The following is a 26,159-nucleotide window of genomic DNA, read 5'->3' as shown; positions in this document are numbered from 1 at the left end:
ACGGCGTACCGTCGGTAACTTTCCTCGTCCACCCCCTACCCATCAGTACGGTGCTGCTCTACTCTCCCCATTGCGCCAGTGTTCACTGGCAGAGTTCTAGGCGACGCGTGGAGGCTTCGGGATGGCCGAGCACGAGCAGGTTCAAGAACACGTGCGGGTGGCGGTGATCGGGTCCGGTTTCGGCGGGCTGGGGGCCGCCGTGCGGCTGCGGCGCGAGGGGATCACCGACTTCGTCGTTTTGGAACGGGCGGGGAGCGTCGGCGGGACCTGGCGTGACAACAGCTATCCCGGGTGCGCCTGTGACGTGCCGTCCCATCTGTACTCGTTCTCCTTCGCGCCCAATCCCGACTGGCCGCGCACCTTCTCCGGGCAGGAGCACATCCGCGCCTACCTGGAGCACGTGACCGACACCTTCGGGCTGCGCCCGCACATCCGCTTCGACTCGGAGGTGAAGCGGATGGCGTGGGACGGCGAGCACCTGCGGTGGGAGATCGAGACGGCGAGCGGGAACCTCACCGCCGACGTCGTCGTGTCCGCGAGCGGGCCGCTGTCCGACCCGAAGGTGCCCGACATCCCGGGCCTGGACTCCTTCCCCGGCAAGGTCTTCCACTCCGCCCGCTGGGACCACGAGTACGACCTCGCCGGCAAGCGCGTCGCCATGATCGGCACCGGCGCCTCCGCCATCCAGATCGTGCCGTCCATCCAGCCGAAGGCCGGTCACCTCACCCTCTTCCAGCGCACCCCGGCCTGGGTGATGCCCCGCATGGACCGGGAGATCAGCGGCGCCGAGCGCGCCCTGCACCGGGCGCTGCCCGTCACCACCAAGCTGCGGCGCGGGCTGCTGTGGGGCATCCGCGAACTCCAGGTGCAGGCGTTCACCAAGCACCCGGGCGAGCTGGGCTTCGTCGAGCAGATCGCCAAGCGCAACATGGCCTCCGCCATCAAGGACCCGGCCCTGCGAGCCAAGCTCACCCCGGACTACCGCATCGGCTGCAAGCGCATCCTGCTGTCGAGCACGTACTATCCGGCGCTCGCCCAGCCGAACGTGGACGTCGTCGCCGGCGGGCTGAGCGAGGTGCGCGGCTCCACCCTGGTCGCCGCCGACGGCACCGAGACCGAGGCCGACGTGATCATCTTCGGCACCGGTTTCCACGTCACCGACATGCCCATCGCGGAGCGGGTCGTGGGCGCCGACGGGCGGACCCTCGCCGAGACCTGGAAGGGCGGCATGGAGGCGCTGCGCGGCGCCTCGGCGGCCGGCTTCCCCAACTGGATGACGATCATCGGGCCCAACACCGGCCTGGGGAACTCGTCGATGATCCTGATGATCGAGTCGCAGCTGAACTACCTGGCGGACTACCTGCGCCAGCTGAACGTCCTCGGCGGCCGGGTCGCCCTCGACGCCCGCCCCGCCGCCGTACGGAACTGGAACCACCGGGTGCAGGAGCGCATGAAGCGCACCGTGTGGAACACCGGCGGCTGCACCAGCTGGTACCTGGACGCCAGCGGCCGCAACACCACCGTGTGGCCCGGCACGACCGCCGAGTTCCGGCGGGCGACCAGGCGGGTGGACCTGGGGGAGTACGAGGTGCTGCGCCCGGCCGTCGCCAAGGCCGCCCCCGGCGCGGACGCGGACGCGGGCGCGGAGGTGAGCGCGTGAGCCGCCTCATGCACGTCTCCGCCGGGCCGTACGCCCCGCCCGCCCCGGCCCGTGAGCTGACCGTCACCGCCGCCGACGGCGCCCGCATACACGTCGAGGTGCACGGCCCCGAGGACGCGCCCGCGGTCGTCCTCTCGCACGGCTGGTGCTGCTCGACCGCCTTCTGGGCGGCGCAGATCCGCGCGCTCGCCACCGACCACCGGGTCATCGCCTACGACCAGCGCGGCCACGGCCGCAGCCCGGCCAACCCGGCCTGCGGCACCGAGCCCCTCGCCGACGACCTCGAGGCCGTGCTGGAGGCCACGCTCGCGCCGGGTGAACGGGCCGTGATCGCCGGGCACTCCATGGGCGGCATGACCGTGATGGCCGCGGCGACCCGGCCCAAGGTGCGCGAGCACGCGGCGGCGGTCCTGCTGTGCAGTACCGGCAGTTCGCGGCTGGTGGAGTCCGCGACCGTGCTGCCGTTCGGTGCGGGGCGGGTGCGGACCTGGCTGACCCGGCGGGTCCTCGGCTCCCGGGCGCCGCTCGGGCCGGTCACGCCGCTCGCGCGCCGCATACTCAAGTACGGGACGATGGGCGCGGGTTCGGCGCCGGAGATGGTAGAGGCGTGCGCCCGGACCGTGCATGCCTGCCCGGCCCGGGTGCGCCGCGCCTGGTCCGAGGTGCTGGACCTGCTCGACCTGGACCACGGCGTGCGGGAGTTGCGGATGCCGGTGGAGATAGTCGTCGGCACCGCCGACCGGCTGACCCCGCCCGTGCACGCCCGCTCGCTGACCGCCGCGCTGCCGAACTGCGTGGGGCTGACGGAGCTTCCGGGCCTCGGCCACATGACGCCGGTGGAGGCGCCGGACCTGGTCACCGGGAAGATACGCGCTCTCGTCGGCACCTACGTCCGCGCCGACCGCACCGAATCCGCCGTACACGCCGAGGAGATCGCATGAGCAGGGTGAGCCTGGAAGGGCGCGTCGCCGTCGTCACGGGAGCCGCGCGGGGCGTCGGGGAGCTGCTGGCCCGCAAGCTGTCCGCGCGCGGGGTGAAGGTGGCCCTGGTCGGGCTGGAGCCGGACGCGCTGAAGCAGGTGTCGGCCCGGCTGCACAGCGAGAGCGACCACTGGCACGCCGACGTCACCGACCACGTGGCGATGGCCGAGGTGGCGGCGCGGGTGAAGGAACGGTTCGGCCGGGTCGACGTCGTCGTCGCCAACGCCGGTGTGGCCACCGGCGGTCCGTTCGTCGAGTCCGACCCGGAGTCCTGGCGCCGGGTGATCGAGGTCAACCTGATCGGCTCGGCGGTGACGGCCCGCGCCTTCCTGCCGGCGCTGCTGGAGAGCCGCGGCTACCTGCTCCAGGTCGCGTCCCTCGCCGCGATCACGCCGGCGCCGATGATGTCGGCCTACTGCGCCTCCAAGTCCGGTGTGGAGGCGTACGCGCACAGTCTGCGCGGGGAGGTCGGGCACCGGGGCGTGAAGGTCGGCGTCGGCTATCTGTCGTGGACCGACACGGACATGGTGCGCGGCGCCGACCGGGACGACGTGATGCGCGAGCTGCGGCAGCGGCTGCCCTGGCCGTCCAACAAGACCTATCCGCTGGGCCCGGCTGTGGACCGGCTGGTGGAGGGCATCGAGCGCCGCTCGGCACACGTCTACGGGCAGTGGTGGCTGCGCGGCATGCAGGGCGTGCGCGGGTACCTGCCGGCCCTCATCGGCACCGTCGGACAGCGCGAGATGCGGCGCTTCGGGGACCGGCTGGACGGGCTGCGGGTCGGGCTGGTCGGGGCCGGCGGAGCCGCCGACGAACAGCAGCGATCGGGGCCCGCTACAGTCCGTAAGTGATCGACATGCGTACGGTCACCGCCCGTGTGAATCTGATCGAGCGCCCGGCCGATCCGGTCGGGCCCGATCAGCACAGGAGTGAACCCACATGGGTATCAAGGACCAGTTCCAGGACAAGGCCGAGCGCATGCAGCAGCAGGGCAAGCAGCGGGCCGACCAGGCCCGGGAGCAGTTCCCGAACCGCGAGGACCGCGACCGCGACCGCCGCCGCGACGAGGACGGGATGGACCCGGCCTCGCGCCGCCGCCGCGACGAGGACGAGCGCTTCGAGAGCAGCTACGACGCCTGACGCGCTGCCGCTGGGCTGAAGGGGCGCCTCTCCTGCCGGGAGGGCGCCCCTTTTCGCGTGCGCCTCTCCCGCCGGGGAGGGCGCCCCTTTCGCGTGCGCGTGGCCCGGCGGGGTCAGGTCCTGGGCGGCAGCGGCGGTCGGGACCGGTCGGGCACGGCGTCGTAACCGGGCGGCGTGGCGGGCGGGTTGCTCTCCAGCAGTTCCAGCGCCAGCCGGACCGCCTCCTCCAGCACCGGGTAGCGGCCCTCGGCCCAGTCCAGCGGGGTGCGCAGCGCCTCGACGTCGGGATCGACGCCGTAGTTCTCCACGGACCAGCCGTACGCGTCGAACCAGGCCGCGTTCATCGGCACCGTGATCACCGTGCCGTCGCCGAGGCGGTGCCGGCCGGTCATGCCGACCACGCCGCCCCAGGTGCGCTGTCCGACGACCGGGCCGAGCCGCAGCAGCTTGAACGCGGCCGTGATCATGTCGCCGTCGGAGGACGTCGCCTCGTCCGCGACCGCCACGACCGGCCCGCGCGGGGCGTTGGAGGTGTACGACACCGGCTGGGCGTCGCGCGTGAGGTCCCAGCCCAGGATGGTGCGGGTCAGCTTCTCGATGACCAGCTCGCTGATGTGCCCGCCCGCGTTGCCGCGCACGTCCACGATGAGGGCGGGCCGGGACACCTCCATGCGCAGGTCCCGGTTGAACTGCGCCCAGCCGGAGCCGCCCATGTCGGGGATGTGCAGGTAGCCGCAGCGTCCGCCGCTCAACTCCCGGACCACCTCGCGTCGTTTGGCCACCCAGTCCTGGTAGCGCAGGGGACGCTCGTCGATCAGCGGGACGACGGCGACCCGGCGGGACGGTCCGGGGCCGCCCTCGCCCGGCGCGAAGGTCAGCTCCACCGTCGTACCGCCCGCCCCCGCCAGCAGCGGGTACGGCCCCGTCACCGGGTCGACCGGCCGGCCGTCCACGTGGGTGAGCACCGCGCCCTCACGGATGCCCGTGCCGGCCAGCGGGGAGCGGGCCTTGGAGTCGGAGGAGTCGCCGGGCAGGATGCGCTTGACCACCCAGTGCCCGTCCCGGCACGCGAGGTTGGCGCCGAGCAGGCCCTGCCAGCGCTGGTAGTGCGCCGGGCCCTCGTTGCGGCGGGCGGCGGCGACGTAGGCGTGCGAGGTGCCGAGCTCGCCGAGCACCTCGCGCAGCAGGTCGGCGAAGTCGTCGGGCGTGGCGACCCGTTCGAGCAGCGGACGGTACTGGTCCAGCACCGCGTCCCAGTCGATGCCGCACATGCCGGGGTCCCAGAAGTAGGCGCGGATCAGCCGGCCGGCCTCGTCGTAGGCCTGGCGCCACTCGGCGGCCGGGTCGGCCTCGTGCAGGATGCGGCGCAGGTCGATCCAGGTGGTCGAGTCGCTGTCACCCGCCTCGGTGGCCGGTACGGCGCGCAGGTCGCCCTCGTCGAGCACGACCAGGCGGCTGCCGTCGCCGCTGACGCGGAACCAGTCCAGGTGGTCGACCAGTTCGGACTTCCTCGCCTTGGCGAGGTTGAAGTGCTCCAGGGTGGGCCGCTCGCTCGGGTCGGCCGGGTTGGCGAAGGTCTCGCCGAGCGCGCCCGAGATCGGCCAGCGCAGCCAGACCAGTCCGCCGCCCGCGACCGGGCACAGCGCCGAGTACTTGGAGGCGGTGACCGGGAACGGCGTCACCCGGGACTCCAGGCCCTCGATCTCGACGGTCACCGCGCCGCCCTCGCCGGGCTCGTCCTCCAACGGGTCCAGGCCGCCGGCGGCGGGGCGGCCCTCCGGGTTCAGGGCGAACGGGGAGGGGGTCGCGGACGACAGCGGGACGAGGTAGGGGCGGCAGCCCAGCGGGAAGGAGAGGTCGCCGGTGTGCACGTCGTACACCGGGTCGAAGCCGCGCCAGGAGAGGAAGGCGAGGTAGCGGCCGTCCCGGGTGAAGACCGGGTTCTCGTCCTCGAAGCGTCCGTCGGTGACGTCGACGACGAGCGGGCCCTCCTGCGCGTTCTTCCCGTCGCTCCTCCCGTCGATGCGGGCCATCTTGATCTGCCGCAGGGAGCGCCCGATGCCCGGGTGGGACCAGGTGAGCCAGCTGCCGTCCGGGGAGAAGGCGAGGTCGCGGACGGGGCCGTTGACGGAGCGGATCAGCTCGGTCACCCCGGCGGGCCGGCCGACGGGCGCTTCGGCGTCCGTCGCCTCCGTCTCCTCCGCCCCCGCGAGCGCCTCGGCGGCCTCCGCGTCCTCCTCCGGCAGGTCGAGGAGCAGCAGCCGTCCGTCGTGCGAGGCGATGGCCAGCCGCTCGCCCGCCGGGTCGGAGACCAGCTCCAGCACCCGGCCCAGTTCTCCCGAGGCCAGCCTGCGCAGCGCGCGGACGCCGGTGGCCCGGGGCAGGTGGCCGATCTCGACGGCGTCCTCGCCCTCCGCGTCCGTCACGTACGCGATCCGGCCGCTCGCCCCGAGCATCTCCGGCAGCCGTACCCGTACGCCCGGTGTGTCGGCGAGGGTGCGGGCCGGGCCGTCGCGGTGGGTGAGCCAGTACAGGCTGCCGCGTACGACGACGGCGCTCGCGCGGCCCGTCTCGTCGACGGAGACGCCGCCGACGTGCTGGGCGGCGGGCACCTGGTACGTGCGCCGTCCCGCGCGCGGGCCGCTCAGCCGGACGTCGAGCCGGCGCGGCGCGGAGTCCGGCGACAGGTCCTCGACGATCCACAGGTCCCCCGCGCACTGGTACACCACGCGGGTGCCGTCGCTCGCCGCGTGCCGGGCGTAGCAGGCGTCGTGGTCGGTGTGGCGGCGCAGGTCGGAGCCGTCGTGGGCGCAGGAGTAGAGGTTGCCGACGCCCTCGTGGTCGGAGAGGAAGGCGATCCGGCCGCCGACGAACATGGGGGAGTGCAGATGCCCGTGGAGGCCGGGCAGCAGCCGTTCGCCGTGCAGCCAGAGCCGGCCCGTGGCGCCGCCCCGGTAGCGCTTCCAGGAGGCCGGTTCGTGCGGCGGGGTGCCGGTGAGCAGCAGGGTCTTGCGCTCGCCGTCGAGGTCGGCGGCCTGGATGTCGGTGACCGGGCCCCAGGGCAGCTTGCGGCCGGGGTCGCCGTCGGGGGTGATCTTGTAGGCCCAGGTCAGGTGGGAGAAGGGCTCGCCGTGCGAGGCGACGGCGAGGACCGCGGTCGTCCCGTCGGGGTCGGGGGGCGACCAGCCGCAGACCCGGGTGTCGAGGCCGCCCCAGTGGGTGAGCCGGCGCCCGGGACCACCGTCCACCGGCACGAGGTGGACCTCCGGGACCAGGCTCCGCCAGCTGGTGTACGCGATGTGGCGGCCGTCGGGGGAGAAGCGGGGGTGGCCGGTCTTGGTGCGGTCGACGGTGAGCCGCCAGGCGCGGCCCGGGCCGTCGAGGGACGCGAGCCAGAGGTCGTCCTCGGCCACGAAGCACAGCTGGTCGCCGCTGAGGTGCGGAAGGCGCAGATAACTCACCCATCCCATGCTTTGCCGCTGACCGTGGACCGGCAACTTATGGACAGCCGACAACCGTGACCCACACCACGAACGAAACCGTTTCGTTTCGCTAGGGGTGGGGGTACATTGGTCATGTACGAAACGGTGTCGTTCCCGAGCGGAGCGGCCGGAGGACGACCGGAGGAGGAGAGGAGTGAGCGAGATGACGGAGACCGCCACCGCGCGCCGCAGCCGGATCACTCCCGAGCGCGAGGCCGAGCTGTACGAGGCCGTGCTCGACCTGCTCCGGGAAGTCGGCTACGACGCCCTCACCATGGACGCCGTGGCCGCCCGCACCCGGTCCAGCAAGGCGACGCTCTACCGCCAGTGGGGCGGCAAGCCCGAGCTGGTCGTCAAGGCCATCCGGCACAGCAAACCCGGCGAGATCGGTGACGTGGACACCGGCTCCCTCCGCGGCGACCTGCACGCCCTGCTGGCCCGCGAGGACGACTGCACCATGGCGCAGAACTCCGCGCTGATGCGCGGCGTCGCCATGGCGCTGCACCAGAACCCGGACCTGCGCCAGGCCTTCCGGGACCAGCTCATCGACCCGGAGATGGCGGAGTTCCGGCGCGTGCTGCAACGCGCCGTCGACCGGGGCGAGATCAGACCGGACTGCCCGGCGCTGGACTTCCTCGTGCACATGATGGTCGGCGGGTTCGCCACCCGCACGCTGCTCGACGACCAGCCGCCGACCCGGGCCTTCCTCACCTCGTACATCGACGCCGTGATCCTCCCCGCCCTCGGCGCCGGCACCACAGCCTGACCCGATTCCCCACCGAGCCCCACCTGAATCCCACCCTGAGCCCCACCTGACGTCACCGCTCACGTCGTCGGGCTGATCCCCCCTGCCCTGAAGACCCACGACCTGACCGGGAGTACGCCCCCGTGGCCACGTTCCTCTACAAACTCGGCCGGCTCGCCTTCCGCCGACGGCACTTCGTCGCCCTGATATGGGTGGCCCTGCTGACGCTGGCCGGCGTCGGCGCGGCCAGTGCCCCGCCCGCCGGCACCACCTCCTTCTCCATCCCCGGCACCGAGGCCCAGAAGGCCTTCGACCTGCTGGAGGAGCGCTTCCCCGGCGCCGCCGCCGACGGGGCGACCGCACGCGTCGTCTTCAAGGCACCGGCCGGCGAGAAGATGACGGACCCCGACAACAAGGCGGCCGTCGAGAAGACCGTCTCCGACCTGGCCGACGGCTCCGAGGTCGCCTCGGTCGCCGACCCGTACCGGGGGAACGCGGTCAGCCAGGACGGCACGATCGCCTACGCCTCGGTGAAGTACGACGTCTCCGGCATGGAGCTGGAGGAGTCCACCAAGGACGCCCTCGAGGACGCCGCCGAGCAGGCGCGCGACGCCGGGCTGACCGTGGAGGTCGGCGGTGACGCGCTCCAGGCCGTCCCGCACACCGGCGCCACGGAGATCATCGGCATCGCGGTCGCCGCCGTCGTCCTGGTCATCACCTTCGGCTCGCTGGTCGCGGCCGGACTGCCCCTGCTCACCGCCCTGATCGGCGTCGGCATCGGCGTCTCCTCGATCACCGCCCTGGCCAGCGCGCTCGAACTGGGCTCCACCACCTCCATCCTGGCGATGATGATCGGCCTCGCGGTCGGCATCGACTACGCCCTGTTCATCGTCTCCCGCTACCGCGCGGAACTCGCCGAGGGCCGCGAGCGCGAGGAGGCCGCCGGCCGGGCCGTCGGCACCGCGGGCTCGGCGGTCGTCTTCGCCGGCCTGACCGTCGTCATCGCCCTGGTCGGCCTCGCGGTCGTGAACATCCCGATGCTCACCAAGATGGGCATCGCGGCCGCCGGCACCGTCGCCATCGCGGTCGTGATCGCCCTGACCATGGTCCCCGCGCTGCTCGGCTACGCCGGCCGCCGGGTCAAGCCGGCCGGCGCGAAGGGCAAGCTTTTGGGCCGCGGCCGCGAGAGCGCCGACCAGGCCACGGAGAAGAGCGAGGGCCCCAAGGCCAACCTCGGCACCCGCTGGGCGCGCTTCGTCGTCCGCCGTCCGCTGGCCGTGCTCCTGCTGGGCGTCGTCGGCCTCGGCGCGGCGGCCGTCCCCGCGGCCTCCCTGGAACTGGGCCTGCCCGACGACGGCTCCCAGCCGACGTCCACGACCCAGCGTCGCGCCTACGACCTGCTCTCGGAGGGCTTCGGCCCCGGCTTCAACGGTCCGCTGATGGTCGTCGTCGACGCCAAGGGCAGCGACGCGCCGCAGCAGGTGTTCACCGATGTCTCCGACGAGATCAAGGGCCTGAAGGACGTCGTGGCGGTGACCCCGCCCCAGCCCAACAAGGGCGGCGACACCGCGACCATCACCGTGATCCCGGACTCCAAGCCGTCCTCCGTCGCGACCGAGAACCTGGTGCACGCCATCCGCGACGCGGGCGCCGGCATCGAGGCGGACACCGGCGCCGAGACCCTGGTCACCGGCTCGACGGCGATGAACATCGACGTCAGCCAGAAGCTCAACGACGCGCTGCTGCCCTACCTGATACTGGTCGTCGGCCTGGCCTTCCTCCTGCTGATCGTGGTCTTCCGCTCGATCCTGGTCCCGCTCAAGGCGGCCCTCGGCTTCCTGCTGTCCGTCATGGCGGCGCTGGGCGCGGTCGTCGCGGTCTTCCAGTGGGGCTGGCTGTCCGGCCTGATGGGCGTCGAGGAGACCGGCCCGGTCATGTCGATGATGCCGATCTTCATGGTCGGCGTGGTCTTCGGGCTCGCGATGGACTACGAGGTCTTCCTGGTCACCCGCATGCGGGAGGCGTACGTCCACGGCGAGCAGCCCAGCGAGGCCGTCGTCACCGGCTTCAAGCACGGCGCCCGGGTCGTCACGGCCGCGGCGGTCATCATGATGGCGGTCTTCGCCGGCTTCATCGGCTCCAGCGAGTCGATGGTCAAGATGATCGGCTTCGGCCTCGCGATCGCCGTCTTCTTCGACGCGTTCGTCGTCCGCATGGCCCTCGTCCCGGCCGTCCTCGCCCTGCTCGGCAAGAAGGCCTGGTGGCTGCCGAAGTGGCTGGACCGCGCACTGCCCAACGTGGACGTCGAGGGCGAGGGCCTGCGCACCCTCGGCGACGACGGCAAGGACGAGGACCGGGAACTGGTGCGCACCACCTGACCCGTCACCTCTGAACTCCGAACACCTCTGAACACCCCCGAACTCCTCTGACGGGAGGACGACAGACCAGCCGGTGAGGGCTCCGTGGGGACGGGGCTGCCCTCACCGGCTTCCTCCTTCCCGGGTGCCGCGCACGCCCCGCAACCCGTTCGCATGCGGACTACACGTACCGCTACGGTGCCGCCATGACGACCACCGACGACACCTCCGGCGCCTCCGCCGTCCACCCCCGCTTCGCCGAGGCCCTGCGCGCGCTCGGCCTCGGAGACCTGACCGCCGAGGTCCGGCGCTTCCCGGAGGCCACCCGCACCGCCACCGAGGCCGCCGCCGCGATCGGCTGCGAGCTGAGCCAGATCTGCAAGTCGCTGATCTTCGCCGCCGACGGGGTGCCCGTGCTGGTGCTCATGGACGGCGCCTCCCGCGTCGACCTGGAGCGGGTCCGCGAGGCACTCGGCGCCCAGAAGGTCACGCGGGCCAAGGCCGACGTCGTACGGGAGACGACCGGGTACGCCATCGGGGGTGTGCCGCCCTTCGGGCACCGGGAACGGACCCGGGTGCTCGCCGACCGCTCCCTGCTCGCCCACGAGGTCGTCTGGGCCGCCGCCGGCACCCCGTACTCCGTCTTCCCGATGGAACCCAAGGAGCTCGTCGCCACCGCCGGCGCCACCCTCGCGGACGTGCGCGAGCGCTCCGAGTGACGCCACTGGTCACCGGCGCCGTCCTGCTCGCCGCCGTCACGCACGCCGCCTGGAACGCCATCGCCCACCGGATCACCGACAAGCTGACCGGCTTCGCGCTGATCTCCGGCGGCGGCATGCTCATCGGGCTGGCGCTGCTGCCGTTCACGGCGTTCCCGGAGGCCGGCGCGTGGCCGTACCTGCTCCTCTCCGCCGCGATCCACATCGCGTACTACGCGCTGCTCATGCGGTCCTTCCGGCTCGGCGACTTCGGGCAGGCGTACCCGATCGCCCGCGGCAGCGCGCCGCTGCTGGTGACCGTCCTGGCCGCCGCCTTCGCCCACGAGGTGCCCGACGGCTGGGCCGCGGCCGGCATCGTGGTCTCCTGCGCGGGCCTGACCGGCGTCGCCCTGTGGGGGCTGCGCGGGCGCCGGCCCGACTGGGCGGCGATCGGCGCGGCCCTGGCGACCGGCGCGACCATCGCCGTGTACACGGTCGTCGACGGGCTCGGCGTACGCGCCGCCGGGTCCTCCCTCGGCTACATCGCCTGGCTGATGGCCGTGCAGGGCACGGTCCTCCCGGCGTACTTCCTGTACCGCCACCGCGCCGGGGCCTGGCCGCTGCTGCGCCCGCACGTACGGCTCGGGCTGCTCGGCGCGGCGCTGTCCGTCGCCGCGTACGCACTGGTCCTGTGGGCGCAGACCCGCGCGGAACTCGCCCCGATCGCCGCCCTGCGCGAGTCCTCCATCCTGGTCGGCGCCGCGATCGGCGCCCTCTTCTTCAAGGAGCGGTTCGGCGCGCCCCGGATCGCGGCGGCGGGCCTCCTCGTCGTCGGGATCGGGCTGATGCTGCGCACGGGGTGAACGGTGCGAGCCGCGGAGGCCGGGCGGCCGGGGTGATGCGTGCGGCGCCCGCGAGGAGCACCCTGGAAAGAGGACTTCCGGAGGTGATCGTCATGATGCACACCGCAGTGGGATGGCATGTCGAGCTGGAGTTCATGGAGGACGACCAGCACACGCGGGCGGTCGCGATGGTGCGGCTCCCCGACGGCACCGAGGTCCGCGCGCACGGCCACGCCAGCCGCCACCGCGTGGACGCCCAGCAGCCGAGGGTCGGCGAAGAGGTCGCCGGCGCACGCGCATTGAACGAGCTGGCGATGCAGCTGCTCACCAAGGCGCACGACGAGATCGACGCCGCGTCGGGCAGGACGTCCCACCCGATCCACGTGTGACCCGTACGCCGCGTACGGCTCGGGACGGGACCGTCAGCCGTCCGTGCCCAGCGACGTCCGCACCGCCCGCACCAGCGCCTGTGCCCTCGGGTCGGCCGTCACGGTCTTGCGGAAGCCGTTGGTGACGTAGCCGAAGGCGACGCCGGTCTCCGGGTCGGCGAAGCCGAGCGCCCCGCCGCGGCCCGGGTGACCGAAGGAGCCGGGGGACAGGAACGGCGACGCGCTGCCGTGCAGCATGTAGCCGAGGCCGAAGCGGGTGCCGACGACCAGGACGCGGTCGGGGCCGGACGACTCCTCGGCGCGGGCCAGTTCCGTCGTCGCCGGGTCGAACAGCCGCGCCCGCCGGGTCACGCCGTCGACCTCGCCGATCAGCGCCGCGTAGAAGCGGGCCAGCGCGTCCGCCGTCGCGATGCCGTTGGTCGCCGGGAGGGCCGCCGCACGGTAGGCGGGGTCGTTCTGGTCGGGGAACGGGGTGACGGCGGCGAAGGCGCGGCGGGTGAGGGAGCCAGGGTCCGCGTAGGCCCCGGTGACGGCCCGCTTGGGACGCAGGCGCGGGCCGCCGCCGCCCGACGGTTCGGCCTCTTCGAGGCGCCCGACCCGGCCCGCCCGGCCCGCCGCCTCCTCGGCGGCCGGCAGCCCTATCCACAGGTCCAGGTCCAACGGGCCGGCGACCTCGTCCGCGAGCCACTCACCGGTGCCGCGCCCGCCCGTCACCCTGCGCACCAGCTCGTCGAGGAGCCAGCCGTAGGTGAGCGCGTGGTAGCCGTGGTCGGTGCCCGGCTCCCAGACGGGCGCCTGCGCGGCGACCGCCTCGGGCCCCCGCAGCGGGTCCAGGGCCCTTGCCGGGGTGAGCGGCCGATCGAGGACGGGCAGGCCCGCCCGGTGGTTCAGGACGTGCCGGACCAGCACCCGCTCCTTGCCGTGCGCCTTGAACTCGGGCCAGTACTCGGCCACCGGCGCGTCCAGGTCCAGCTGCCCGCGCTGGTGCAGCAGCAGCGGTACGGCGGCGGCGACACCCTTCGTCGCCGAGCGCACCACCTGCGCGGTGCCCCGGCGCCACGGCTCGGTGCCGTCGACGTCCCGCGTGCCGCCCCACAGGTCGACGACCTTGCGCCCGTCCCGGTAGACGGCGACCGCGGCGCCCCGGTCCCCGAGCGCGCCGAAGTTCCGTGCGAACGCGTCCCTGACCGGCTCGAACCCCTCGGCCACCGTGCCCCGCACGTCCACGTCCGCGCTCACTTCTCCACCCGTCCCTTCGGATCGCCTGCGACAGTGGGTGCAACCGTCGCCGGGTGCCTGCGATTCCGGTAGCGCCGCGTGGATCGGGGGAAGGCTGATCTCACATGTGATGTTCGGCCCGAAGGGCGTGAGGCGGGAAATGTGGGACATTGGAGAGGGGTGGGACGCACAGCTTCCGCACAGGTCACAGGTCACAGATCACAGAGCGCAAGGGGCGATCCGATGCCGGTGGTCGAACAGCACGCACGAGCCCACATCCTGACCGACGCGGACCTCCCCGACTGGGACGACGGCGGAGCGATACCCGTCGTACTGCGCTACGACCCCGACCACGACCCGCGGTCGGTGTGCGTGGCCCTGCCCGCCCGGGGGCGCGCTCCCGCCTCCCGCGAATGGACCTTCCCCCGCGCCCTGCTGGAGCAGGGCCTGCGTGCGCCCGCCGGCACCGGCGACGTGCGGGTGTGGCCGTGCGGGCGGGTGCAGGCCGTGGTCGAGTTCCACTCACCGCAGGGCTGCTCGGTGGTCCAGTTCGAGACCAAGGCCGTCATGCGGTTCCTGCGCCGCACGTACACGGCGGTGGCGCAGCCGGTGGCCCACTGAGCCACCGGCCGCGCGCCTCGCCTCCGGGCCGGTCAGCCCGCGTTCTTCAGCAGCGCCGCGACGATCGGTCCCGCGCTCTCGCTGCCGTGGCCGCCCTGCTGGACCACACCCGCCGCGGCCAGGTCGCCCTTGTACGCGGTGAACCAGCCGTTGGGCTTCTCCTGGTTGTCGACCTCCGCCGAGCCGGTCTTCGCCCCGGCGTCACCGCCCACCCCGGCCATCGGCTCCGCCGCGGTACCGGCGGCCGCCGTGTAGGACATCATCTCGCGCAGCTGCGCCAGCGTGGAGGCCGACATCGTGCGGGAGGCGGTGGCGAGCTTCCGCCCGTCGACCGACGGGGAGACCAGGTACGGCTGGTGGAAGGAGCCGGACTTCACGGTCGCCGCCACGGACGCCATGTTCAGCGGGTTCATCCGCACCCCGCCCTGGCCGATGAGGGAGGCGGCCATCGGGGCGGCGCTCTGCACCGGCACCGAGCCGTCGAAGGTGGGCACGCCGACGGCCCAGTTGTTCATGGACAGGCCGAACACCTCCTTCGCCTGCTTGGTCAGGTCGTCGTTCTCCAGCTCGGGGGCCTGGCTGATGAAGGCGGTGTTGCAGGAGCGGGCGAAGCTCGCCTTGAAGGTGCCGTCCTTGATCTCGAACTCGTCGTCGTTCTGGAACTTCCAGCCGCCGTAGGTGAAGTACTTCGGGCACGGGTGCTTCTGGTCCATCGACGCCAGGTTCTTCTCGATCAGCATCGAGGCGGTGACGACCTTCATCGTGGAGCCGGGCGCCAGCGAGCCCTGGAAGGCGGTGTTGAAGCCGTGCCCGCCGTTGGCGACGGCGAGGATCTCGCCCGTGGAGGCGCGCATCAGCACCACGGAGGCCCGCGCCTTGCCGGACACCTGCTGTTCGGCGGCGGCCTGCAGCGCCGGGTCCAGGGTGGTCTTCAGGGTGCCGGGCGTGCCCTCGCTCAGCTCCAGCAGGGTCTTGTCGGAGGCCTTCGCCGCCTTGGACTCCTTGCCGCGGACCACGCGCAGCTCGATGCCCGGGGTGCCGCCGGCCTTCTCGCCGTACTTCTCGCGCAGGCCGTCCAGGACGGTGCCGAGGGAGGGGTACTGCGCGGCGGTGAGCTTCCCGCCGTCCCGGTCCAGCGCCTCGACCGGCGGGTCCCCGGCCTCCCCGGTGACCAGCTTGTCGCCGTCCCTCAGCTCCGGGTGGACGACGGCGGCCTGCCAGTCGACCAGGGGCTCGCCGTCGCCGGGACCGCGCACGACGGTCAGCGCGCTGTCGTACGCCAGCGGCTTGCTCGTCTCCCCGTGGGCGACGGTGGCCTTCACGGAGAACGGGACCTCGTCCCCGGCCGGGGTGCCAGGGGTGAGGGTGACGTCCTTGACGCGGGCGTCCTTGGTGTAGCCGGTGAGCAGGGCCTTCGCGGCCTCGGCGTCGTCGGTGGCGGCGGCCGCCCCGGCGACGTCGCCGCGCTGCCAGGCGGTCAGGAACCGCTGGGCCGTGGAGGTGACCTCGGCCGCCGTCAGCGGTCCGGACCTCACCTTCTCCCCGGCCGCCGCGGCAGCGGTCCGGCCGCCGTCCGCTCCACCGGCGCCGCCGTACATCGCGTAGGCGCCGAATCCGGCGCCGGCCACGACCACGGCGGCGACGCTGCCGATCACGGCGGGTCTCGTACTGCGCCGCCCGGTGGCGGTCCTTCTGCTGCCCACTGCGTCCCGTTCCCTCGCGCTGCCCTGGCGGTGGTCCCCGCCGCCGGTGTCGCGCTGCCGCGCGCCCACCCCGACGGCGACCACCCTAGGGCGTCCGGGCGGGTCCTACCGGTCGGCCGGGCTCAGCCACCGGCGCGCAGCACGTCCGCGACGATCGGGCCGGCCGCGTCACCGCCGTGGCCCGCGCCCTCGGCCATGGCCGCCGCCGCGAGGTCGTCGCGGAAGCCGGTGAACCAGCTGTCGGACGTGGTCTGCCCGTCGACCTCCGCCGACCCCGTCTTGGCGCCGATGTCGCCGCCGAGCCCGGACATGGCCGCGGCGCCGGTGCCCTGGGTGGCGGTGAGCCGCATCATCTGCCTGAGCTGGTCGGCGGTACTCTGCGGCAGGCCCTTGGCGGTGGCCAGCTGCCGCCCGTCCAGGTCGGGGGAGACCAGGTAGGGCTGGCGGAACTCGCCGGTGATGGCGGTCGCCGTCACCGACGCCATGTTCAGGGGGTTCATCTGGACCTTGCCCTGGCCGATGGCGTTGGCGGCGCGGTCCGGGCCGCTCACGGCGGGGACGCTGCCGTCGAAGGAGACGATGCCGGTCTGCCAGTCGTCCCGGCCCAGCCCGAAACGCTCCTCGGCCTCCATCGTCAGCGAGGCGACCGTGAGCGGCTTCTCGTCGATGAGCTTGATGAAACCCGTGTTGCAGGAGCGCATGAAGGTGTTGGCGAGGCTGGCGCCCTCGTTGGGCTCCAGGCCGGTGAGGTTCTTGAAGGTCTGGCCCCGCCACAGCGCCGTGTCCGTGCAGGGCGCCGGGCCGTTCATCGAGGTCACGCCGTTGTCGATGAGCATGGCCGCGGTGATGATCTTCATGGTGGAGCCGGGGGCGACCCGCCCCTGGAACGCCGCGTTGAAGCCGTCCGCCCGGTTGTTGGCCACGGCCAGCACTTCGCCGGTGCTCGGCTTGACCGCGACCACGGACGACTCGCCGAACCGCTTCACGGCCTTCTCGGCCGCCGCCTGGACGCTCGCGCTGAGCGTCGTCTCCAGCTTGCCGGGCTCACCCTCGGCGAGGGTCAGCAGCGGAGTGTCGGGGGCGTCGGCGGCCGTGTGCCGCACCACCAGCTCGACGCCGGGGGTGCCGCCCGCCTTGGCGCCGTACTTCTCCCGGAGGGTGGCCAGCACCGGACCGAGCGAGGGGTACTTCTCCTTCGTCAGCACGGTCCCGTTGCGGCCGACCGCCTGGATCTGCGGGGTCTCCGACTCCGCCGTGACCAGGGTGTCGCCGTCCTTCAGCGCTGGATGGACGACCGACGGCTTCCAGTCCACCAGCGCCCGCCCGGTGGTCTCCCCGCGCACCACGGTCAGCTCGCTCTTGTACGTCAGCGGCTTGGTCGTGCCCTCGTACGACACCTTCGCCTTGACCGTGAACGGCACGCTCGTGCCGGTCGCCGTGCCGGGCGTGATCTCCACGTCGGTGATGTGCGCCGCCTCGCCGTACGCCGTGAGCAGCGTCCCGGCGACCGAGGCGTTGTTCGTGTACGACGCCGCCGTGGTCGCGTCGCCCTTCTCCCAGGCCGTGAAGAACTTCTCGGTCGTCTCCCCGACCTCGTCACCGTCGGGCGGCCCGCTCTTCTTCGCGGTACCGGCGCTCCCCGAGCCGCCCCCGCCGTCCAGCGCCGACACGATGTTGTAGGCGCCGTACCCGGCCCCGCCCACCATCACGGCGAACACGCCGCCTATGACGGCGACCTTCACCCCCCTGCCCATCGGCAGTCCCCTCCCCGGAATCCCCTGAATCCCCGTCAGTCCTTCCGGACGCTTTCTTGAACGCGTTCAGAAGTAGTTGTGAGTGGCACTCTATGCGCCGGGCGTGACCAGCGGTACGGATGTTTCCGTTTGGTGGCCCAAAGGAGACCCGGGCCGTCCCTGGCCGTGATGTGTACGTGTACGTAGGCGTACACGCTCGAGTAGAGTACGGAATCTCCTACACAGCCCTACGCGCAGGGAGCGGCCGATCATGCCAGACGCCACTATCCGAGCCCGGTCCGAGACCCGCGACCGGCTCGCCTCCGTCGCCGAAGCCGAGGGGATGAGCCTGCGTGCCTGGCTCGACCGGCTCGCGGCGACGGTCAAGACCCCGGCAGAGCGGGCCGAGGAAGCCGAACGTACACGGCAGATCCTCCAGAAGTGGACGGGCTACGACCCTGCCGTCACCGATGCCGAGGCGGACGCGGTCCTCGCTCGCCGTATCGCGGAGGCCACGGCGGCGTGAACGAACTGCACATCGTGCTGGACACCGGCGCGCTGGTCTCCCTGCGAGGCAATCCGTTGGTGTCCCGCTTGGTCTACCAGGCCACCAGCAGCCCCGGGACCCACTTGTACGCGGCGGCGTGCGCGCTGGTGGAGGCGGACCGGACATATCCGGGGCTGTCCGAGCACGTCGCACAGCTTCCGGCGGTGGACATCGTCCCCCTGGACCTGAGCGCCGCGCTGAGCCTGTCCGGTGAGGACGGGTGGGGGCTCCCTCACACGCAGCACCTCGCCCGGCCGACGGCGGAACGCCCGCACGGCGCCGTCGTGGCGACCGTCGACCCCGCGGATTGGAAAGGGCGCCCGGTGCGGGTGCTCTCCCTGGCGGCCGACGAGTGACCGGCGGGGGCGCACAAAGCGGAATCCGCCCGGCTAGACCCACGTGTCCAGCCACATCCGCGCCCGCCAGTCCTCCATCGGGATCGCCGTGCCCGTGTAGATGGGCCAGAAGTAGATGAAGTTCCAGGCGATCAGCAGCACCAGCACGCCCGCGCCCGTCGCCCCCGCGACCCGCCGGGCGTCGCCGCAGCCCGGCCGGCCGATGACCGCCCCCAGCAGCATCGCCACCGCCAGGCACAGGAAGGGGACGAAGACGACCGCGTAGAAGACGAAGATCGTGCGCTCCTGGTACAGGAACCACGGCAGATAGCCGGCCGCGAGGCCGCAGGCGATGGCGCCCGCCCGCCAGTCCCGGCGGAAGACCCAGCGCCACAGCACGTACAGCAGCGCGAAGCAGCCCACCCACCACAGCAGCGGCGTGCCCAGCGCCAGCACCTCGCGGGCGCACTTCTCGCCCGCGTCGGCCGGGCAGCCGTCCGAGCCGGGCGAGGGCGACTCGTAGAAGTAGGAGACGGGGCGGCCCATCACGATCCAGCTCCACGGATTGGACTGGTACGTGTGCGGCGACGTCAGGTGGGTGTGGAACTCCAGCACCTGCGTCTCGTAGTGCCACAGGCTGCGCCACCAGTCCGGGAAGAGCCACGACCAGGAGCTGTTCCCGCCGTCGGTCGCCGCCCAGTCGCGGTAGTAGCCGCCGGTGCCGTCCGAGGGGGAGAGGATCCAGCCCAGCCAGGACAGCAGGTAGGTGCCGAGCGCCACCGGGACCGTCGACAGGAACGCCCAGCCCAGGTCGTACCTGAGGACCGCCAGGTGCGGCCGGTGGGCGCCCGCGACCCGGCGGGTGCCGACGTCCCACAGCACGGCCATCACGCAGAACGCCGCCATGATGTACAGGCCGTTCCACTTGGTGGCCGCCGCCAGGCCCAGCATCAGCCCCGCCGCCAGCCGCCACGGCCGCCACCCGAAGCGGAACGTCTCCGCCAGGTGCGCGTCCGGGCGGACCCGGCCGTCGGCGTCCACGGGCAGCGCGGCGGCGAGTCTGCCCCGGGCCCAGTCCCGGTCGGCGACCAGGCAGCCGAAGGCCGCCAGCACGAAGAACATCAGCACGCTGTCCAGCAGCGCGGTGCGGCTCATCACGAAGTGCAGCCCGTCCACCGCCATCAGCGCGCCCGCCAGGCACCCCAGGAAGGTCGAGCGGAACAGGCGCCGGCCGATCCGGCACAGCAGCAGCACCGAGAGGGTGCCGAGCAGTGCCGTCATGAAGCGCCAGCCGAACGGGTCGAAGCCGAACAGCAGCTCGCCGAGTCCGATGACGTACTTGCCGACCGGCGGGTGCACCACGTAGGACGCGTCGGCCGGGATCGGGACGTCGCCGCCGGAGTTCAGGATCAGGTCGTTGGCGTTCTTGTCCCAGTTGACCTCGAAACCGCGGTGGATCAGCGCCCACGCGTCCTTGGCGTAGTACGTCTCGTCGAATATCACCGCCTTCGGGCTGCCCAGGTTCCAGAACCGCAGCACCCCCGCGAACAGCGCCACCAGCAGCGGCCCGCCCCACGCCGACCAGCGCACGAGCCGCTCGGCGCGCGACTTCGACAGGTTGAGGAAGACCCACAGCCGCGGCCCCGGACGCGTGTACGGCGGCACCAGCCGGTCGCGGACGTCGTCGGCCGCGGGCGGTGCCGGGTAGCCGAAGCGGCGCAGCCGCTGCTGCCAGGCCGGCCGCTGCTCGTGCGGGGCCTGGTCCTGCCGGGTGTCCGTGGAGGACGCGGTACTGGTCACCGCGCCATCGTAGGGAACCGCGCTGTGCACGTCCCGCGCATGCCCCGGACCGGTCCCGACGCGTTGCTGGGAGGATGGGGAGGTGACTGGAACCCTTGTACTCGCGGGCACCCCCATCGGCGACGTGCGCGACGCGCCGCCCCGGCTCGCCGAGGAACTGGCCGAGGCCGACGTCGTCGCCGCCGAGGACACCCGGCGGCTGCGCCGGCTCACCCAGGCGCTCGGTGTCACCCCGCGCGGGCGTGTCGTGTCGTACTTCGAGGGCAACGAGTCCGCCCGCACCCCCGAGCTGGTCGACGAGCTGGCGGGCGGCGCGCGCGTGCTGCTGGTGACCGACGCGGGGATGCCGTCCGTCTCCGACCCCGGCTACCGGCTGGTCGCCGCCGCCGTCGAGCGGGACGTCCGGGTCACCGCCGTACCCGGGCCGTCCGCCGTGCTCACCGCGCTCGCCCTGTCCGGGCTGCCCGTCGACCGGTTCTGCTTCGAGGGGTTCCTGCCCCGCAAGGCCGGCGAGCGGCGCGCGCGGCTGCGCGAGGCGGCCGCGGAGCGCCGCACCCTCGTGTACTTCGAGGCCCCGCACCGCCTCGACGACACTCTCGCCGACATGGCCGAGGCGTTCGGTTCCGGGCGGCGGGCCGCCGTCTGCCGGGAGCTGACCAAGACGTACGAGGAGGTCAGGCGCGGCGGGCTGGGGGAGCTGGCCGCGTGGGCCGCCGAAGGGGTGCGCGGTGAGATCACCGTCGTCGTCGAGGGGGCCCCGGAGCAGGGGCCCGAGGAGGTCGGCGCGGCGGAACTGGTGCGCAGGGTGCGGGTGCGCGAGGAGGCGGGGGAGCGGCGCAAGGAGGCCATCGCGGCGGTCGCCGCACAGGCTGGCCTGCCCAAGCGCGAGGTGTTCGACGCGGTGGTGGCGGCGAAGAACGCGGGGGCGTGATCCGGCCGCGCTTGACCCGGCCCTGACCTTGCGGGCCCTTCCGTCAAGGACCGCTCAAATCGGCTCAAACACTCGGCACTGCCTGGTGCTTTCCGGCTGGTGGAGGAGTCCACTGGGGGCAGGAAAGGCGACTTGACCGAAGGAGCCGGGATGAGCACGAGTGAGAGCGCGGCACGGACCGGAACGGCCTCAGGAGCCACTGCCGTCGTCCACGAGTCCTACTCGTTCGCCTGCATGCGCTGCGGGCACGGCTGGGAGCAGTCGTTCGATATCGAGCACCACAGGGACGCCGACGGCAACGAATTCGTCCGCTATGTCGCCGACGGCCGCGTCGTGCCCTCCCCGCTGACCCGGCCGACCTGCGCCAACTGCGACAACCACGTCGTGCGGATCATGCGGCCGGGGCGGGTCGCCTCCGTACGCGGCGCCTCCCACGGATCCCACCGGGTGCCGCCCGCCGGTCCGCTGGAGGTGCCGCAGGTACCGGCCGGCCGGGTGGCGCCCGAGGCGCCGGGGCCGGGCGCGCCGGGCCTGACCGCCGGACGCGGGAACCGGCACCTGAGCGGCCTCCTGCACTCCCTGCACCTCCACCGCAAGGGGAGCTGACCCCACCGGGACCCGGCCGGGGCTTTCGTAGGATCGGAGGCATGCCTTCGAACGCCTCCGGCCGCTCCGACAAGAACGACGCGCCGCCGCTGCCCGAGCCTCTGCGGGTGCCGGTCGCCGACTCTCACACCCACCTCGACATGCAGTCGGGCACGGTGGCGGAAGGCCTCGCCAGGGCCGCGTCGGTCGGCGTCACGACCGTCGTCCAGGTCGGCTGCGACCTCGCCGGCTCCCGCTGGGCGGCCGAGACGGCGGCGGCCCACGACGCCGTGCACGCCACCGTCGCCCTGCACCCCAACGAGGCGCCACGGATCGTGCACGGAGACCCCGATGGCTGGTCCAGGCAGGGGGCGCGCGAGCCCGGCGGGGGCGCGGCGCTCGATGAGGCGCTCGCCGAGATCGACCGCCTCGCGGCACTCCCGCAGGTCAAGGGCGTCGGCGAGACGGGTCTGGACTACTTCCGCACCGGCCCCGAGGGCAAGGAGGCGCAGGAGAGGTCCTTCCGCGCCCACATCGAGATCGCCAAGCGGCACGGCAAGACCCTGGTCATCCACGACCGCGACGCCCACGCCGACGTCCTGCGCGTCCTCAAGGAGGAGGGCGCCCCCGAGCGCACCGTCTTCCACTGCTACTCCGGCGACGCCGAGATGGCCGAGGTGTGCGCGAGCGCCGGCTACTACATGTCCTTCGCCGGGAACGTCACCTTCAAGAACGCCCAGAACCTCCGCGACGCCCTCGCCGTCGCCCCGGCGGAACTGATCCTGGTGGAGACCGACGCGCCGTTCCTCACCCCCGTGCCCTACCGGGGCCGGCCGAACGCCCCCTACCTGATCCCGGTCACGGTGCGTGCCATGGCCGCCGTGCGCGGCGTCGACGAGGACACCCTGGCGACCGCGCTGGCCGCGAACACCGCACGCGCCTTCGGGTACTGAGACGGGGCCCACCCGTTCGCCACGCTGAGTGCCCGTCCGGCTTTGGAGAGTGACGAACGCTCCGCTAGGTTCTGGGGGCCCGATCCGGACCCCTGGAGCGTGTCGGCGTGAGCGGAACGCAGTTCGAGACCTACGAGACCGGGGCGCCGTACGACGTCCACAGCGCGCCGACCCTGCCGTACGGCGACACCTACCGTCCCCCGCTGCCCCGGCAGGGCACCCACCCGGTGCCGGTACCCGCCCCCGCCCCCGACGGCGGCCGGGCCGCACGCCGGCGCCGGGAACGCCGGCCCGCGCCCACGGACGGCTCCCTGCGCCGCCTGGTGCCGCGCGCCCTGGTCGTGGCGTTCCTCGCGGGCGGCACCACCGCCTTCGTCGCCGAGGACAAGGCGGTCGAGCTGACCGTCGACGGCGCCCCGCGCACGCTGCACACCTTCGCCGACGACGTCACCGAACTGCTCGCCGAGGAAGGCGTCCAGGTGGGCGCCCACGATGTGATCACCCCCGCCCCCGGCACCGCTCTGACCAGCGGCGAGGAGGTCACCGTCCATCACGGACGCCCCGTCCTGCTCACTCTTGACGGTCGCCGCCGCCAGGTGTGGACGACCGCTCGGACAGTGGCGGGGGCGCTGCGGGAACTCGGCGTGCGCACCCAGGGCGCGTACCTGTCCGCCCCCGCCTCCCGGCGCATCGGACGCGAGGGACTCGCCCTGGACGTGCGCACCGAACGCGTGGTCACCGTCCTGGCGGACGGCCGGGCCCGCACCGTCCGCACCAACGCCGCCACCGTGAGCGAGGCCGTCGAGCAGGCCGGGGTCACCCTGCGCGGCGAGGACACCACCTCCGTCCCCGGCACCGGCTTCCCCCGCGACGGGCAGACCGTCACCGTGCTGCGGATCACCGGCTCCCAGGAGGTCCGCGAGGACCCGGTCCCCTTCGCCGAGCAACGGACCGAGGACCCGACCCTCTACCGGGGCACCGAGGTCGTCCAGCAGGCCGGACGGCCCGGTCTGCGGCGGACCACCTACGCCCTGCGCACCGTCAACGGCGTCCGGCAGAAACCGCGCGAGCTGCGCACCGAGCTGGTGCGCGAACCGCGCCCGCAGATCGTCCGGGTCGGCACCCGCGCCCGTCCCGCGTCCGTGCGGGGCGCCGACCACCTGAACTGGCAGGCCCTCGCCGCCTGCGAGTCGGGCGGCCGCCCGCACGCCGTCGACCCCTCCGGGACGTACGGGGGCCTCTACCAGTTCGACGCCGACACCTGGCACAGCCTCGGCGGCGAGGGGCGGCCCGAGGACGCGACGGCCGCCGAGCAGACGTACCGGGCGAAGAGGCTGTACGTGCGCAGCGGCGCCAGCCCGTGGCCGCACTGCGGGGCCCGGCTGCGGAGCTGACCGCCCCGGGCCCGCCGCCCGTCCCCGGCCCCCGGGCCCGCCGCCCGTCCCCGGCCCCCGTCCCTGCCGCCCGTCCCTGCTGCCCGTCCCCTGCTGCCCGTCCCTGCTGCCCGTCCCTGCTGCCCGTCCCCGGCGCCCGGTCCTGCTGCCCGTCCCTGCCGCCCGTCCCTGCTGCCCGGTCCTGCTGCCCGTCCCCGGCGCCCGTCCCTGCCGCTCGGCCCGGACGGCCCCGCGCCCGCCCCCGGCTACCCTTGCGGGGTGAGCAGCCCCACCCCCGACGCCCTCCTGGGTCCCGCCGACGTCCGCGAACTCGCGGCGGCCCTCGGCGTACGCCCCACCAAGCAGCGCGGCCAGAACTTCGTCATCGACGCGAACACGGTCCGCCGTATCGTCCGCACCGCCGAGGTACGCCCCGACGACGTGGTGGTCGAGGTGGGACCGGGTCTCGGCTCGCTCACCCTGGCCCTGCTGGAGGCGGCCGACAAGGTCACCGCCGTCGAGATCGACGACGTCCTCGCCGCCGCCCTGCCCGCCACCGTCGCCGCCCGCATGCCCGAGCGCGCCGACCGGTTCGCGCTCGTCCACTCCGACGCCATGCAGGTGACCGAGCTGCCGGGCCCGCCCCCGACCGCGCTGGTCGCGAACCTTCCGTACAACGTGGCCGTGCCCGTCCTCCTCCACATGCTGGAGACCTTCCCGACCATCGAGCGGACCCTCGTCATGGTCCAGGCGGAGGTCGCCGACCGTCTCGCCGCCGGACCCGGCTCGAAGGTGTACGGCGTCCCCTCCGTGAAGGCCAACTGGTACGCCGAGGTCAAGCGGGCCGGCGCCATCGGCCGCAACGTCTTCTGGCCCGCGCCGAACGTCGACAGCGGCCTGGTGTCACTCGTGCGGCGGACCGAGCCGCTGAAGACCACCGCGTCCCGGCGCGAGGTGTTCGCCGTCGTCGACGCCGCGTTCGCCCAGCGCCGCAAGACCCTGCGGGCCGCCCTCGCCGGGTGGGCCGGGTCCGCCGCGGCCGCCGAGGAGGCCCTCGTCGCCGCGGGCGTGTCGCCGCGGGCGCGCGGAGAGGCGCTGACCGTGGAAGAGTTCGCGCGTATCGCCGAGCACAAGGCGCGCAGCGCCCAGCACGAGGAGTGACGAGCAAGTGAGCGTGACGGTCCGCGTCCCCGCCAAGGTCAACGTCCAGCTCGCGGTCGGTGCCGCCCGCCCCGACGGCTTCCACGACCTGGCCAACGTCTTCCTCGCGGTCTCCCTGTACGACGAGGTCACCGCCACCCCGGCCGCCGACGGACCCCGCGTCACCTGTGAGGGCCCGGACGCCGGCCAGGTCCCCCTGGACCGCACCAACCTGGCGGCCCGCGCGGCACTCGCCCTCGCCGAGCGCTACGGCCGCGCCCCCGACGTCCACCTGCACATCGCCAAGGACATCCCGGTCGCCGGCGGCATGGCGGGCGGCAGCGCCGACTGCGCGGGCGCGCTGGTCGCCTGCGACGCCCTGTGGGGCACCGGCGCCTCGCGCGACGAGCTGCTGGAAATCTGCGCCGAGCTGGGCAGCGACGTGCCGTTCAGCCTGGTCGGCGGGGCGGCGCTGGGCACCGGGCGGGGCGAGAAGCTGGCGGAGCTGGAGGTCGGCGGCGACTTCCACTGGGTGTTCGCGCTGGCCGCGCGGGGGCTGTCGACCCCGGCCGTCTTCCGTGAGTTCGACCGGCTGGGTCAGGGCCTGGACATTCCGGAGCCGGTCGCCGACCAGGCGGTCCTCGACGCCCTCGCCAAGGGCGACCCGGCCGCGCTCGCCGTGGCCGTCTCCAACGACCTCCAGCCGGCGGCGCTCTCCCTCTTCCCGGAACTGGGCGACACCCTCGCGGCGGGACGGGCGGCTGGAGCGCTGGCGGCGCTGGTGTCGGGATCGGGGCCGACGACGGCCTTCCTCGCGGCGGACGCCGGGTCCGCGTCGGACATCGCGGGGGTGCTGCGGGCGTCGGGGACGTGCCGGGACGTGCGGACCGCGGTGGGGGCGGCGGCGGGGGCGACGGTGGTCTGAGA

At 73.4% G+C, this 26,159-nt stretch carries 23 protein-coding genes; 18 read left to right on the top strand and 5 right to left on the bottom strand.

The window, feature by feature from the left end; translation table 11 throughout:
* The first annotated feature begins 121 nt into the window (after window positions 1-121).
* From M6G08_RS34350 to M6G08_RS34335, 4 genes are all read left to right on the top strand, one after another.
* Complete coding sequence (locus tag M6G08_RS34350; RefSeq protein ID WP_272591030.1) at window positions 122-1,660, top strand: flavin-containing monooxygenase; 1,539 nt, start codon at window positions 122-124, stop codon at window positions 1,658-1,660.
* Window positions 1,657-2,601 carry an alpha/beta fold hydrolase gene (locus tag M6G08_RS34345; RefSeq protein WP_272591029.1) on the top strand — a complete coding sequence of 315 codons (945 nt, stop codon included), beginning with the start codon at window positions 1,657-1,659 and terminating at the stop codon, window positions 2,599-2,601. Before M6G08_RS34350 ends, M6G08_RS34345 begins: the two co-directional genes overlap by 4 nt.
* Window positions 2,598-3,491 (top strand): SDR family oxidoreductase, encoded by an 894-nt coding sequence (locus M6G08_RS34340; RefSeq protein ID WP_272591028.1) that lies wholly within the window; start codon window positions 2,598-2,600, stop codon window positions 3,489-3,491. The genes M6G08_RS34345 and M6G08_RS34340 overlap by 4 nt, the downstream gene beginning before the upstream one ends.
* Before the next feature lie 88 nt (window positions 3,492-3,579).
* The gene (locus tag M6G08_RS34335) at window positions 3,580-3,780 is read left to right on the top strand and encodes a hypothetical protein (RefSeq protein WP_272591027.1); all 201 of its coding nucleotides are present in this window, start codon (window positions 3,580-3,582) and stop codon (window positions 3,778-3,780) included.
* 113 nt (window positions 3,781-3,893) lie between these two features.
* On the opposite strand, the gene M6G08_RS34330 is transcribed toward M6G08_RS34335, so the two are convergent.
* Window positions 3,894-7,250 (bottom strand): S41 family peptidase, encoded by a 3,357-nt coding sequence (locus M6G08_RS34330; protein WP_272591026.1) that lies wholly within the window; start codon window positions 7,248-7,250, stop codon window positions 3,894-3,896.
* A gap of 175 nt (window positions 7,251-7,425) precedes the next feature.
* Between M6G08_RS34330 and M6G08_RS34325 the strand changes: the two genes are divergently transcribed.
* The 5 genes from M6G08_RS34325 to M6G08_RS34305 all read left to right on the top strand — a co-directional run bounded on the left by M6G08_RS34325 (window position 7,426) and on the right by M6G08_RS34305 (window position 12,293).
* The gene (locus M6G08_RS34325; protein ID WP_272591512.1) at window positions 7,426-8,028 is read left to right on the top strand and encodes a TetR/AcrR family transcriptional regulator; all 603 of its coding nucleotides are present in this window, start codon (window positions 7,426-7,428) and stop codon (window positions 8,026-8,028) included.
* A 122-nt stretch (window positions 8,029-8,150) separates the two neighbouring features.
* A complete protein-coding gene (locus M6G08_RS34320; protein WP_272591025.1) occupies window positions 8,151-10,385 on the top strand; it encodes an MMPL family transporter in 2,235 nt (744 codons plus the stop codon).
* A gap of 185 nt (window positions 10,386-10,570) precedes the next feature.
* On the top strand, window positions 10,571-11,083 hold the full coding sequence (locus M6G08_RS34315) for a YbaK/EbsC family protein (RefSeq protein ID WP_272591024.1): 513 nt from the start codon (window positions 10,571-10,573) through the stop codon (window positions 11,081-11,083).
* Entirely contained in the window at window positions 11,080-11,925 is an 846-nt protein-coding gene (locus M6G08_RS34310) for an EamA family transporter (RefSeq protein WP_272591023.1), read from the top strand. Before M6G08_RS34315 ends, M6G08_RS34310 begins: the two co-directional genes overlap by 4 nt.
* Window positions 11,926-12,017: 92 nt before the next feature.
* Window positions 12,018-12,293: a DUF1876 domain-containing protein gene (locus M6G08_RS34305; RefSeq protein ID WP_073729796.1), complete on the top strand. Its 276-nt coding sequence runs from the start codon at window positions 12,018-12,020 to the stop codon at window positions 12,291-12,293.
* A 33-nt stretch (window positions 12,294-12,326) separates the two neighbouring features.
* On the opposite strand, the gene M6G08_RS34300 is transcribed toward M6G08_RS34305, so the two are convergent.
* On the bottom strand, window positions 12,327-13,520 hold the full coding sequence (locus tag M6G08_RS34300; protein ID WP_272591511.1) for a serine hydrolase domain-containing protein: 1,194 nt from the start codon (window positions 13,518-13,520) through the stop codon (window positions 12,327-12,329).
* A 234-nt stretch (window positions 13,521-13,754) separates the two neighbouring features.
* On the opposite strand from M6G08_RS34300, the gene M6G08_RS34295 reads away from it, so the two are divergent.
* The gene (locus M6G08_RS34295; RefSeq protein WP_272591022.1) at window positions 13,755-14,132 is read left to right on the top strand and encodes an SsgA family sporulation/cell division regulator; all 378 of its coding nucleotides are present in this window, start codon (window positions 13,755-13,757) and stop codon (window positions 14,130-14,132) included.
* Window positions 14,133-14,164: 32 nt separating this feature from the next.
* Here M6G08_RS34295 and M6G08_RS34290 read toward each other — a convergent pair whose 3' ends face one another.
* On the bottom strand, window positions 14,165-15,787 hold the full coding sequence (locus tag M6G08_RS34290) for a penicillin-binding transpeptidase domain-containing protein (protein WP_443048995.1): 1,623 nt from the start codon (window positions 15,785-15,787) through the stop codon (window positions 14,165-14,167).
* A gap of 170 nt (window positions 15,788-15,957) precedes the next feature.
* Window positions 15,958-17,589 (bottom strand): penicillin-binding transpeptidase domain-containing protein, encoded by a 1,632-nt coding sequence (locus tag M6G08_RS34285; RefSeq protein WP_272591020.1) that lies wholly within the window; start codon window positions 17,587-17,589, stop codon window positions 15,958-15,960.
* A 250-nt stretch (window positions 17,590-17,839) separates the two neighbouring features.
* Between M6G08_RS34285 and M6G08_RS34280 the strand changes: the two genes are divergently transcribed.
* Together M6G08_RS34280 and M6G08_RS34275 are read left to right on the top strand one after the other, a co-directional pair.
* On the top strand, window positions 17,840-18,094 hold the full coding sequence (locus M6G08_RS34280; protein WP_272591019.1) for a hypothetical protein: 255 nt from the start codon (window positions 17,840-17,842) through the stop codon (window positions 18,092-18,094).
* Entirely contained in the window at window positions 18,091-18,471 is a 381-nt protein-coding gene (locus M6G08_RS34275) for a PIN domain-containing protein (protein WP_336299023.1), read from the top strand. The genes M6G08_RS34280 and M6G08_RS34275 overlap by 4 nt, the downstream gene beginning before the upstream one ends.
* A 33-nt stretch (window positions 18,472-18,504) precedes the next feature.
* Here M6G08_RS34275 and M6G08_RS34270 read toward each other — a convergent pair whose 3' ends face one another.
* On the bottom strand, window positions 18,505-20,250 hold the full coding sequence (locus M6G08_RS34270) for a dolichyl-phosphate-mannose--protein mannosyltransferase (protein WP_272591018.1): 1,746 nt from the start codon (window positions 20,248-20,250) through the stop codon (window positions 18,505-18,507).
* 82 nt (window positions 20,251-20,332) lie between these two features.
* Between M6G08_RS34270 and rsmI the strand changes: the two genes are divergently transcribed.
* The 6 genes from rsmI (at window position 20,333) to M6G08_RS34240 (ending at window position 26,157) form a co-directional block, all read left to right on the top strand.
* Entirely contained in the window at window positions 20,333-21,181 is an 849-nt protein-coding gene (gene rsmI, locus M6G08_RS34265) for a 16S rRNA (cytidine(1402)-2'-O)-methyltransferase (protein ID WP_272591017.1), read from the top strand.
* Between the two features lie 150 nt (window positions 21,182-21,331).
* Window positions 21,332-21,787 (top strand): hypothetical protein, encoded by a 456-nt coding sequence (locus tag M6G08_RS34260; protein WP_272591016.1) that lies wholly within the window; start codon window positions 21,332-21,334, stop codon window positions 21,785-21,787.
* A gap of 41 nt (window positions 21,788-21,828) precedes the next feature.
* On the top strand, window positions 21,829-22,719 hold the full coding sequence (locus M6G08_RS34255) for a TatD family hydrolase (RefSeq protein WP_272591015.1): 891 nt from the start codon (window positions 21,829-21,831) through the stop codon (window positions 22,717-22,719).
* Between the two features lie 107 nt (window positions 22,720-22,826).
* A complete protein-coding gene (locus tag M6G08_RS34250; RefSeq protein ID WP_272591014.1) occupies window positions 22,827-24,113 on the top strand; it encodes a resuscitation-promoting factor in 1,287 nt (428 codons plus the stop codon).
* Window positions 24,114-24,371: 258 nt separating this feature from the next.
* A complete protein-coding gene (gene rsmA / locus M6G08_RS34245; RefSeq protein ID WP_272591013.1) occupies window positions 24,372-25,253 on the top strand; it encodes a 16S rRNA (adenine(1518)-N(6)/adenine(1519)-N(6))-dimethyltransferase RsmA in 882 nt (293 codons plus the stop codon).
* Between the two features lie 7 nt (window positions 25,254-25,260).
* A complete protein-coding gene (locus M6G08_RS34240; RefSeq protein ID WP_272591012.1) occupies window positions 25,261-26,157 on the top strand; it encodes a 4-(cytidine 5'-diphospho)-2-C-methyl-D-erythritol kinase in 897 nt (298 codons plus the stop codon).
* Window positions 26,158-26,159 lie beyond the last annotated feature (2 nt).

Origin of the sequence: Streptomyces sp. M92 (assembly GCF_028473745.1) — a bacterium.
In the GTDB taxonomy this organism is placed as follows: domain Bacteria; phylum Actinomycetota; class Actinomycetes; order Streptomycetales; family Streptomycetaceae; genus Streptomyces.
This window is presented reverse-complemented; position numbering and strand designations above follow the sequence as displayed.

Bases quoted from the DNA above. Each gene is read 5' to 3' on its own strand.
- M6G08_RS34305 (WP_073729796.1), top strand. From the start codon at position 12,018: ATGATGCACACCGCAGTGGGATGGCATGTCGAGCTGGAGTTCATGGAG.
- M6G08_RS34350 (WP_272591030.1), top strand. From the start codon at position 122: ATGGCCGAGCACGAGCAGGTTCAAGAACACGTGCGGGTGGCGGTGATC.
- M6G08_RS34335 (WP_272591027.1), top strand. From the start codon at position 3,580: ATGGGTATCAAGGACCAGTTCCAGGACAAGGCCGAGCGCATGCAGCAG.
- M6G08_RS34330 (WP_272591026.1), bottom strand. From the start codon at position 7,250: ATGGGATGGGTGAGTTATCTGCGCCTTCCGCACCTCAGCGGCGACCAG.
- M6G08_RS34255 (WP_272591015.1), top strand. From the start codon at position 21,829: ATGCCTTCGAACGCCTCCGGCCGCTCCGACAAGAACGACGCGCCGCCG.
- M6G08_RS34285 (WP_272591020.1), bottom strand. From the start codon at position 17,589: ATGGGCAGGGGGGTGAAGGTCGCCGTCATAGGCGGCGTGTTCGCCGTG.
- M6G08_RS34280 (WP_272591019.1), top strand. From the start codon at position 17,840: ATGCCAGACGCCACTATCCGAGCCCGGTCCGAGACCCGCGACCGGCTC.
- M6G08_RS34340 (WP_272591028.1), top strand. From the start codon at position 2,598: ATGAGCAGGGTGAGCCTGGAAGGGCGCGTCGCCGTCGTCACGGGAGCC.
- M6G08_RS34315 (WP_272591024.1), top strand. From the start codon at position 10,571: ATGACGACCACCGACGACACCTCCGGCGCCTCCGCCGTCCACCCCCGC.
- M6G08_RS34260 (WP_272591016.1), top strand. From the start codon at position 21,332: ATGAGCACGAGTGAGAGCGCGGCACGGACCGGAACGGCCTCAGGAGCC.
- M6G08_RS34325 (WP_272591512.1), top strand. From the start codon at position 7,426: ATGACGGAGACCGCCACCGCGCGCCGCAGCCGGATCACTCCCGAGCGC.
- M6G08_RS34295 (WP_272591022.1), top strand. From the start codon at position 13,755: ATGCCGGTGGTCGAACAGCACGCACGAGCCCACATCCTGACCGACGCG.